Origin of the sequence: Streptomyces sp. NPDC006283 (assembly GCF_040613325.1) — a bacterium.
Lineage (GTDB): Bacteria > Actinomycetota > Actinomycetes > Streptomycetales > Streptomycetaceae > Streptomyces.
In genome coordinates this window covers 1-3066 of the sequence record NZ_JBEXRZ010000389.1, presented here as the reverse complement: position 1 = coordinate 3066, position 3066 = coordinate 1, and the positions used below count along the sequence as shown (strand labels likewise).

At 74.8% G+C, this 3066-nt stretch carries 2 protein-coding genes and 1 pseudogene; 2 read left to right on the top strand and 1 reads right to left on the bottom strand.

Features of this window, described 5'->3' with window-relative positions; translation table 11 throughout:
- Positions 1-143, top strand: a pseudogene (locus tag ABZ070_RS36370) (nicotinamidase); the annotation flags it as partial.
- Positions 144-203: 60 nt separating this feature from the next.
- Here the strand turns inward: ABZ070_RS36370 and ABZ070_RS36365 are convergent.
- Positions 204-806 (bottom strand): TIGR03086 family metal-binding protein, encoded by a 603-nt coding sequence (locus ABZ070_RS36365; RefSeq protein ID WP_356640369.1) that lies wholly within the window; start codon positions 804-806, stop codon positions 204-206.
- Between the two features lie 122 nt (positions 807-928).
- Between ABZ070_RS36365 and ABZ070_RS36360 the strand changes: the two genes are divergently transcribed.
- Positions 929-3066 (top strand): hypothetical protein (locus ABZ070_RS36360; protein ID WP_356640367.1); only part of this gene is annotated, 2138 nt, incomplete at its 3' end.

Here is a 3066-nt window from a genome sequence, read left to right as displayed (position 1 = left end):
CGGGAGGTGCCGACGTCGCAGCCGCCATCACCGACCTGGTCGGTCAGGCCCAGCCGGGCTACCGCTACGTGGTCGCCACCCGCGACCACCACATCAAGCTGGGCGCCCACTTCTCCGACAACCCCGACTTCGTCGACTCCTGGCTCAATCCCCCGGACGCCGGTCGGGCCGCCGCCCCGCTGTCCGTGCGGGGCGGAGTCGGCTCAGCCGCCCGGGCGCCAGTCGGGCCGCCGCCCGCTGAACCCGACCACCCGGTCCAGCAACGACGCGTCGTCCGGCACGGCCACCGGGGGGCCGAAGATCCCGTCGCGCAGCGAGTCGTCACCCGTCGGCCGCACGATCTCGTACGACACCGCCGCACTCGCCTCACCGGGGTCGTAGTCCTGCCCCGTCGCCCGGGCCAGGTCCCAGCCGTGGATCACCAGCTCGTTCAGTGCGACGCGGCCCGCGATGTCCCCCGGCAGGTCCACACCACCGGCCCGGGTCATGCCCTGCCAGGCCTCCGGACGCCCCCAGGACTCCGCGAGCTCGTTCAGCCGCACCGGGATTCGGGCGCGCCAGCCGTCCTCGAGAACCGGAAGGCGCGCATCGGGCGAGGTGTCGGTCGCCGGCCCGAGATCCTTGCGTGCCGCGTCCCGGAAGGCCAGGCACAGTCCGTCGACGTGGGCCAGCAGCTCCCGCACGGCGTACTCGGGGCAGGGCGTCGGATCGCCCAGCCGCTCGTCGCCGATCGCTTCGAGCAGCCCGGTCACCGCCCGGGCGGCCGGAGTGAGGTCGGGCAGGGGGGTGGTGTCGGAAGTGTTCATACAGTGCAGACCGGTCGCCGTGGAGGAACTCATCGCCCCGCGGACAATCCGTGCTCGCTCGATCGGGCTAACCCCCGGCCCGGAAGGATCTCCGGCGCCTCCCCTCCTCATACGCTCACCAGGTGACTCGTACGAACGCCCTGAACACCGGCCGCGACGACTTCCTCACCTGGGCGACCGGGGAAAGAGGTGTCGCCCTGCCCGCACGCACCACGGACGCGGTGCTGACGATGCTCGCGCTGCGCGGCGCCGACCGCCGGGCCGGTGTGCCGGAGCCGACCCCCGCGCTGCTGCGGCGGGTACTGCACGAGGACCTGCCGCAGCTGCTGTGCGCCGGCGACGACGAGCTGGACGCCGTACCGGACATCCTCAACCTCCTCGCCGAGCGGGTCCGCGCCGCCGGCCGGCTCAACGCCAAGCGTCACGCGCGGCTGCTCGTCGCCGTCGAGGACGCCGTGCCCGGCTTCCGCCGCGCCATGGCCGACCCGGCGAACCTGACCTGGCACCGCTGGTACGCGTCGCTGCTGACCGCCGACGGAGTCGACCCGGACGACGCCGACGCCGTGGGAGCCTGGCTCGACGCCCACGAGAGCGCCGCGCACGCCGACCGGCCGGTCCTGCCCGAGCCGCTGCACCGCTCCGACCTCGCCGACCGGACGTTCGCCGTACGGGCCCGGCTCGGCGAGGCACTGCTCGCCGCGTTCGCCCGCGACACCCGCGAGACCTCACCGGCCGGCCCGCTGCTGCCCACGCCCCCGCTGGACGCCGACCGCCCCGACGACGCGCTCACCGATGAACTGGAGCGCATCGCCGAAGCGTTGACCGACCGATGGACCGCGGCAGGTCTCGCGGAGGCGTTCGCCGCCCGGCACGCGGCCCTCGCACCCGGACCCGAGTCGATGCCGCACGCCGCGCTCGCGGACCGCATGCTCGACGAGCACCTCGACTACTACGGCGACTCGTCGATCCCCCTCCCGCCTCCGCCGGCCGTCCCGGCGCCCGACGAGATCCGGGGCCTGCTCCACGCCGCTTTGCTGCCCGTGTCCCTCGCGGCCGGAACCTTCGACGACGAGCTGCGCGAAGTCTCGGAACGCTGCGGCCTGCCCGGCTCCGCCACCGCGGTGTGGACCGACGGCACCCCGGAGGAACTCGTCGAGCTGGCCGCCGACATTCTGGCAGCCCAGGCCGAACGGCTGCCTCTGGTCACCGGCCCGCAGGAGGCGTACTCGTTCGACGCCGCGCACATCCTCTACTCGCTGTACGAGCGCGGCAGCACCCCCGACTCGGTCGCCCGAAAGGTCGCCGACGCCAAGGCCGACGGCCTGCCGCCCGAACTGGAGGACGCCCCGACGCCCGTACCGGGCAGCGCCCCGGACGCCTACGAGACCCCGTCGCCCGAGGAGCTGTCCGTGCTGCTCGGCATGCCCGGCCGTACGGAGGCCGACCGCGCGGAGCTCGACGCGCCGGCCAGGGGCCTCGCGGCGCTCATCGACCAACTGGCCGCGACCGGCTGCGTCTTCCGCACGGGCGACACCTACGGGCTCACCCCGCTCGGCGCCGCCGTGATGCGCCACGTACTCACCGCCGGCCATGTCGCCGCCCCCGACCAGGACACCGTCGCGGGCTGGGACGAGGCCGAAACCGTCGCCGCCACCCGCCACTGGCCCACCCGGCTCGGCGCCGCGGCACTCGCGGCGTGGGCCGCACGCCGCGGCGGCACGGACGACGCCTGGCGCAAGCTGCTCGACGCCGTCTCCGCGGCCAAGGCCGACGACGTCAACGCCGCCCGTACGTCCGACTACTTCGCCCGCCTCGACCTCGCCGCCGTCCCCGGCACCGTGCTGCGCGCCGCGCTCGGCGATCCGGTGATCGGCGCCGCCGCCCGCAGACTGCTCATGGCCCGAGGAGAGTCCGTGCCCGAAACCGCGGTCCCGCTCACCGCGCGCGCCGCGGTGCTGGTCGAGGAGCTGGACCAGCGCTGGATCGACGACATGCTCGGCTACGTGAAGCGCGTCCACGACTCCGGCGAGACCGGTGTCCCGGACGTGGCCGACATCCCGCCGACGAGCCTGCTCCCCGCCTTCGACGCGGCGGCCGCCACCTGGCCGGGCGGCGCCACGGCCCTTGCCGACGCCCTGGCGCAGGCCGACCCCAACACGTCGTTCCGCATTCTGAACACCCTGCACGGCCACCACCCCGACCGCAGGGTGGCGGACGCGGCGGCGCACGCGAACAAGACGGCGCAGCGGTCGACGTCCGG